This window comes from Jiangella asiatica (assembly GCF_004349065.1).
GTDB classification, from domain to species: Bacteria; Actinomycetota; Actinomycetes; order Jiangellales; family Jiangellaceae; genus Jiangella; species Jiangella asiatica.
In genome coordinates this window covers 1-6,183 of sequence record NZ_SMKZ01000106.1, presented here as the reverse complement: position 1 = coordinate 6,183, position 6,183 = coordinate 1, and the positions used below count along the sequence as shown (strand labels likewise).

Below are 6,183 nucleotides of genomic sequence, written 5' to 3'. Positions count from 1 at the left end.
GTGACGTGGGTGCTTTGCTGGACGAGTTGCGTTCTGACGTGCAGGAGACGCTGGGTGAGCTGCGTGATCTGGCGCATGGCATCTATCCGCCGCTGCTGCGCGAGCACGGCCTGGGCGAGGCGCTGCGTACCGCTGCGGGCCGCGCCGCGGTGCCGACGACGGTGGAGGTCGGGCTGCACGTGCGGCCCAGCCCGGAGGTCGAAGCGGCCGTGTACTTCTGCTGCCTGGAGGCCGTCCAGAACGCCGCGAAGCACGCCGGCGACGGCGCCTGCGTCGTGGTCCGGGTGTACGGGGCCGACGACGGGGTGGCGTTCGAGGTCCGCGACGACGGCGCCGGGTTCGACCCCGCGGCCACCGTGGAGAACACCGGGTTCGTGAACATGCGCGACCGGCTGGGCGCGTTCGGCGGGGTGCTGACCGTCACCAGCTCGCCCGGCGCGGGCACCGTCGTGCGCGGCCGGCTGCCCGCGACCGCGGCCGCCGCGACGACGTCTGCGCCGGATCGGGCCTGATGGAGGCGATCTCCCGGTACGCTCCCTCCGTGGCCGATGCGATGGCTCCGCCCGACGCCCGGGGCCGCCCGGTGCGCGTCGTGGTCGCCGACGACGCGCTGCTGGTGCGCGAGGGCGTGCGCCGCGTGCTCGGCCTCTACCCCGACTTCGAGGTCGTGGCGGTGGCCGAAGACCTCGAGAGCCTGCTGACCGCCGTCGAGCGGCACCAGCCCGACGTCGTCGTCACCGACATCCGGATGCCGCCCAGCTCCACCGACGAGGGCATCCGGGCCGCGAGCCAGTTCCGCTACACCGCGCCGGCCACCGGCGTCGTCGTGCTGTCCCAGTACGCCGCGCCGGCCTACGCCCTGGAGCTGCTGGCCGGCGGCTCGCAGGGGCGCGCCTACCTGCTGAAGGAGCGCGTCAGCGAGCCCGACCAGCTGGCCGAGGCGGTGCGTGAGGTCGCCCGCGGCGGCAGCGTGGTCGACCCCAAGGTGGTCGAAGTGCTGGTCGAGGGTGCCCGGCCGCCCGGTGACCCGCTGGCTGGGCTGACTCGGCGCGAGCGCGAGGTGCTGGAGCAGATCGCCCAGGGGAAGAGCAACGCCGGCGTCGCAGCCAGCCTGGTCCTCACCGAGCGGGCGGTCGAGAAGCACATCAACGCCCTGTTCGCCAAGCTGGGGCTGTCCTCCGAGCCCGACGTGCACCGCCGGGTCACGGCCGTGCTGATGTACCTGTCCGCGCTGCGCGGATGATCCCGGTCGCGGGGGTGCCAGCATCACCTCCGGAAGGGGTGTCGGCAGGATGGTCCGGGTCCCGGCCGTGGGCGATCATGGAGTCATGGCCGGTTCCGCCCAGAGCCCCCGCGCGCAGGCCCCGCCGGTGGTCGTCGGCGTCATGGTCGTGGACGACCAGCAGCCGTTCCTGACGGTGGCGCGGTTCGTCGTCGGGTCCACGCCCGGGTTCCAGGTCGTCGGCGAGGCCACCAGCGGCGAGGACGCGCTCGAGCAGGCGGCGGCGCTGCGCCCGGACCTGGTGCTCATGGACATCCACCTGCCCGGCATGTCCGGCATCGAGGCCACCCGGCGGCTGGTGGCGAACGCCCCCGGCACCGCGGTGGTGCTGATGTCGACGTATCCGGCCGCCGACCTGCCGCGCGACGCCCGAACCTGCGGAGCGCGTGCGTACGTCAACAAGGAGGATCTGACGCCGGACGTGCTGGTGGCGGTGATGTCCGGCGAGCAGCCGCCGGGCTTCTGAACGCCGCGAGCCGGCGCGAAAACCTCTCGACCGGCGTGCGGCGCTCGGCGAGACTGGAGGTCATGGGCCACGTCGACCTCAACTCGGTCTCGTTCACCCTGCCCGACGGCAGGGTGCTGCTCGACGCTGTGTCCTTCCGGGTCGGCGACGGCGCCAAGGTCGCCCTGGTCGGCGCGAACGGCTCCGGCAAGACCACACTGTTGCGCATCGTCGCCGGCGACATCGCACCGCACGGCGGCGCCGTCACCCGCAGCGGCGGGCTCGGCGTGATGCGCCAGTTCGTGGCCGAGGGCGCCCAGGACGTCCGCGACCTGCTGCTGTCGGTGGCACCGCCGCGGGTGCGGGCCGCCGCGGCCGCCGTCGACGCCGCAGAGCTGGCCATGATGGACCGCGACGACGAGCCCACCCAGCTCGCGTACGCCACCGCGCTGGCCGAGTGGGCCGACGCCGGCGGGTACGAGACCGAGGTGTTGTGGGACGTGTGCACCACCGCCGCCCTCGGTATGCCGTTCGAGCGGTGCCGGTGGCGCGAGGTGTCCACGCTCTCCGGCGGCGAGCAGAAGCGGCTGGTGCTGGAGGCGCTGTTGCGCGGCCCGGACGAGGTGCTGCTGCTCGACGAGCCGGACAACTTCCTCGACGTGCCGGCCAAGCGCTGGCTCGAGGACCGGCTGGTCGAGTCTCCGAAGACGGTGCTGTACGTCAGCCACGACCGCGAGCTGCTGGCCCGCACCGCCACCCGGGTCGTCACGGTCGAGCTCAGCGCGGCCGGCAACACCGCCTGGGTGCACCCCGGCGGCTTCGCCAGCTACCACGAGGCCCGGCGCGAGCGGTTCGCCCGCCTCGAGGAGCTGCGCAAGCGCTGGGACGAGGAGCACGCCAAGCTCAAGGCTCTCGTGCAGATGTACAAGCAGAAGGCGGCGTACAACTCCGACATGGCCGCCCGCTACCAGGCGGCACAGACCCGGCTGCGCCGTTTCGAGGAGGCCGGCCCGCCGGAGGCCATCCCACGCGAGCAGGACCTGCGCATGCGCCTGCGCGGCGGGCGCACCGGCAAGCGGGCCGTCATCTGCGAGGCGCTGGAGCTGACCGGCCTGATGCAGCCGTTCGACCTCGAGGTCTGGTACGGCGAGCGGGTCGCGGTGCTGGGCTCCAACGGCTCCGGCAAGTCGCACTTCTTGCGGCTCCTGGCCGCCGGCGGCACCGATCCCGAGGCCGAACACCGTCCGGTCGACGACATCACCATCGCGCCGGTCGCGCACACCGGCGTCGCGCGCCTGGGCGCCCGGGTCCGTCCCGGCTGGTTCGCCCAGACCCACGACCACCCGGAGCTCGTCGGGCGCACACTGCTGGAGATCCTGCATCGCGGCGACGGCCAGCGGGCCGGCATGCCGCGCGAGGAGGCCAGCCGCGCGCTGGACCGCTACGAGCTGGCGCACGCCGCCGACCAGGTGTTCGAGTCGCTGTCCGGCGGGCAGCAGGCGCGGCTGCAGATCCTGCTGCTGGAGCTGTCCGGCGCCACGCTGCTGCTGCTCGACGAGCCCACCGACAACCTCGACCTCGTGTCCGCCGAGGCGCTGCAGGACGGCCTGGCCGTGTTCGACGGCACGGTGCTCGCCGTCACCCATGACCGGTGGTTCGCCCGCGACTTCGACCGGTACCTCGTCTTCGGCGCCAGCGGCGCGGTCTACGAGTCGCCGCAGCCGGTGTGGGACGAGCGCCGTGTCGCCCGGGTCCGTTGACGGCGCCGCCGGGGCCGACTCGGGTGACGTCCGACCCGGACGAGTTCTCGGCGTGGGCCCGGGGCTGGCTGGCACGCGAGCCGGTGCTGAGCTCGGTGATCCTGTCGGCGACGGCGGACCGGCGCGGCCAGGTCGGCAGCGGGACGTACGTGGTCGCGCGCGACGCCGGTGACGAGGTCGTCGGAGTCGTTATGCGGACGCCCCCGCACCGCGTCTATGTGCTGGCACCGCCGGACGTCGCCGAGGTGCTGGCCGGGGCTCTCCTCGACGCCCTGGCGGAGGCGGCCGTCTCCGACGACCTGGGCGTGGTCGGCGTCGCCGACCACGCTGCGGCGTTCGCCCGGGCCTGTCCGAGCGCACCGGCCGCGGCGCTGTCGTCGCCGGCAACCAGCGGATCCATGAGTTGCAGTCCGTGTCGTCGGCGGGCGGCGCCCCGGGTCTCGTGCGGCCGGGCACCTCGAACGACCTCGACCTGCTGGTCGCCTGGATCGAGGCGTTCACGGCCGAGACCGGGGTGCCGGCTCAACCGCGCCCGTCCGTCGTCGCCATCGTCGAGCAGCGGCTGACCCAAGGCCGCGTCCACCTGTGGGACGACGCCGGGCCGGTCTCCTACGTCGGCACGTCGCCCGTCATCGCCGGGGTGGTCCGGATCGGGCCGGTCTACACGCCGCCGGACCACCGTGGCCGCGGCTACGCGTCGGCGCTGGTCTCCAGGGTCAGCCAAGCGGCCCTCGACGCCGGGGCCAGCCGCTGCATGCTGTACACCGACCTCGCCAACCCGACGTCCAACCGCATCTACGCCGCCATCGGCTACCGGCCCGTCGCCGACGTCACGGCCTACGCGTTCACGGCGCCGACTTCCGCATGATCAAGGGATCTCAGCGGTTCGACCGGTGGACGTCGGCGGTGATCCACATCGAGGACGTGGATCGTGCGAGCGTTCTCGTCGATGCGATAGATCACCCGATAGGTGCCTCGCCGGGCGCCGTGACACCCGGCCAGCGGCCCGAAGCACCGGGGTCGCCGCGGATGTCATGGTCCTTGTTGTAGTCGGCATCGGTCATGATTCGAACCTGTCGGCGTCGCCCGGACCGATCCGATCCAGGCGAGCGCCGTGCGATCCCGTGAGGTCAGCGGGCGTCGAACAGGTCCTGGAAGGTCTCCACCATCATGGCACGGCCCTTGACCTCGGCGATCAGGTCGGGGCCGGCGACGCCGTCGACGCCGGGGAGGAGTCCGGCGCCGCCCTCGGGGCCGAGCGGGATGGCGATGACCGGCGGCAGCTTCTCGTACCCGACAGGCCCGCCGTCGCCGGTGAGCTCGGCGCGCAGGTTCGCCGCCAGCAGCTCGGCCTGCAGGCGGGCGGTCCCGGCCATGTTGCGGTCGGCGTCGGAGATGTCGCCGATGGCGAAGACGCCCTCGTGCCCGCTCACCCGCAGTTGGCCGTCCACCCGCAGGTATCCGTGCTCGTCGCGGGCGGCGGCGAGCGAGCCGCTGACGTAACCGGTGGCCGGGGTCACCCCGAAGGCGCGGAACCAGATGTCGGCGTCGATGTCCTCGCCGGCCGCGGTGGTGACGGCGACGCGGCCCGCGGTGGCCGCCGGGGTGTCCGGCAGCGCCCGCAGCGGGCTGCCGAGCACGAGCTCGACGCCGAGCTTGTCCAACTGCCGGCGCAGCTCCTCGCGCAGCTCCTGGTCGTAGGGGCCGGGGAGGATGTCGTCACTCAGGTCGGCGAGAGTCACCTGCTTCTCCGGGTAGAACGTCTTGATCTCGCCGGCCAGCTCCAGCCCGGCCGGGCCGGCGCCGACCACGAGCGCGTGCCGGGCGCCGCGCAGGTCGTGGTGGGCCCGGAGGAACCGCTTTCGTGCCCGTGCCGCGTCCGTCTCGTCGGTCTTGGCGGGGAACGGGTACGACGAACCCGTCGCGAGGATCAGGTAGTCCGGCGACAGCTCAAGTCCGGACGCGAGCGCGACCCGGTGGCCGTCGACGGCGACGGCGTGATCGCGCAGGAACCGCCCGTTGGCGAGCAGCCGCTCGTACGGGAAGAAGATGCGCTCCAGCCACGCCGGGTCGACCAGCGCCCGCCACGACGCCAGGTTGTGCAGGAACGTGTCGGACGGGTCGACGAGTGTCACGTCGGCGAGGTCGTCGAGTGCCTTCGCCACGGTGATGCCGGCGAACCCGCCGCCCACGACGACGACGCTGGGGCGGGCTCCGCTGTTCTCGGGCACGGTGTCTCCTTCGATGGTCGAAGCTACGAGGGGATTCGTAGCAACTTCGAAAATCGAAGCAACATCGTTCACGCTAGTATTCCCCGTATGAGCGCGAGCGTCCGCAGCCATGCCGACAAGGAGGAATGCGACCGCGGCGACGCGGCGCTCACCTTGGCATTCACCATCCTGGGCCAGCGGTGGAGCGCGCTGGTCCTCGGCAGCCTCCGCGCCGGACCGGCCGGTTTCCGCGAGCTGTCCCGCGCCATCGACGGCCTCAGCGACTCCGTTCTGTCCGACCGGCTGGCGAAGCTGACGCAGGCCCGGCTCGTCCGCCGCCGTGTCGAGGAAGGGCCGCCGGTCTCCGTCACGTACGAGCTCACCGACCACGGCGAGGCACTCATGCCCGCGCTGGACCAGATCTCCGCGTGGGCCGTGGAACACCTCGACCTACCGCCCGACTGACGTCAGGGGAGGGGTTGGGGC

The 6,183-nt window shown here is 72.9% G+C and carries 8 protein-coding genes; 6 read left to right on the top strand and 2 right to left on the bottom strand.

What is annotated here, in order from left to right:
• From E1269_RS31805 to E1269_RS31785, 5 genes are all read left to right on the top strand, one after another.
• On the top strand, positions 1–512 hold a 512-nt coding region (locus E1269_RS31805), incomplete at its 5' end, for a sensor histidine kinase (protein WP_239001098.1).
• 29 nt (positions 513–541) lie between these two features.
• The gene (locus tag E1269_RS31800; RefSeq protein ID WP_239001097.1) at positions 542–1,243 is read left to right on the top strand and encodes a response regulator transcription factor; all 702 of its coding nucleotides are present in this window, start codon (positions 542–544) and stop codon (positions 1,241–1,243) included.
• Positions 1,244–1,328: 85 nt separating this feature from the next.
• The gene (locus tag E1269_RS31795; RefSeq protein WP_131902233.1) at positions 1,329–1,748 is read left to right on the top strand and encodes a response regulator; all 420 of its coding nucleotides are present in this window, start codon (positions 1,329–1,331) and stop codon (positions 1,746–1,748) included.
• 62 nt (positions 1,749–1,810) lie between these two features.
• The gene (locus E1269_RS34535; protein WP_131902231.1) at positions 1,811–3,487 is read left to right on the top strand and encodes an ABC-F family ATP-binding cassette domain-containing protein; all 1,677 of its coding nucleotides are present in this window, start codon (positions 1,811–1,813) and stop codon (positions 3,485–3,487) included.
• A 412-nt stretch (positions 3,488–3,899) separates the two neighbouring features.
• A complete protein-coding gene (locus E1269_RS31785; RefSeq protein WP_239001099.1) occupies positions 3,900–4,355 on the top strand; it encodes a GNAT family N-acetyltransferase in 456 nt (151 codons plus the stop codon).
• Here E1269_RS31785 and E1269_RS34530 read toward each other — a convergent pair.
• Positions 4,325–4,450 (bottom strand): type II toxin-antitoxin system RelE family toxin, encoded by a 126-nt coding sequence (locus E1269_RS34530; protein ID WP_203434291.1) that lies wholly within the window; start codon positions 4,448–4,450, stop codon positions 4,325–4,327. The genes E1269_RS31785 and E1269_RS34530 overlap by 31 nt on opposite strands.
• Before the next feature lie 167 nt (positions 4,451–4,617).
• The gene (locus E1269_RS31775) at positions 4,618–5,718 is read right to left on the bottom strand and encodes an NAD(P)/FAD-dependent oxidoreductase (protein ID WP_203434290.1); all 1,101 of its coding nucleotides are present in this window, start codon (positions 5,716–5,718) and stop codon (positions 4,618–4,620) included.
• A gap of 87 nt (positions 5,719–5,805) precedes the next feature.
• Here E1269_RS31775 and E1269_RS31770 point away from each other — a divergent pair, with 87 nt between their 5' ends.
• A complete protein-coding gene (locus tag E1269_RS31770) occupies positions 5,806–6,162 on the top strand; it encodes a winged helix-turn-helix transcriptional regulator (RefSeq protein ID WP_131902225.1) in 357 nt (118 codons plus the stop codon).
• The last annotated feature ends 21 nt before the right edge of the window (positions 6,163–6,183 follow it).

Excerpts from the sequence above, each read along its gene's own strand:
- E1269_RS31795 (WP_131902233.1), top strand. The coding sequence starts at position 1,329 with ATGGCCGGTTCCGCCCAGAGCCCCCGCGCGCAGGCCCCGCCGGTGGTC.
- E1269_RS34535 (WP_131902231.1), top strand. The coding sequence starts at position 1,811 with ATGGGCCACGTCGACCTCAACTCGGTCTCGTTCACCCTGCCCGACGGC.
- E1269_RS31770 (WP_131902225.1), top strand. The coding sequence starts at position 5,806 with ATGAGCGCGAGCGTCCGCAGCCATGCCGACAAGGAGGAATGCGACCGC.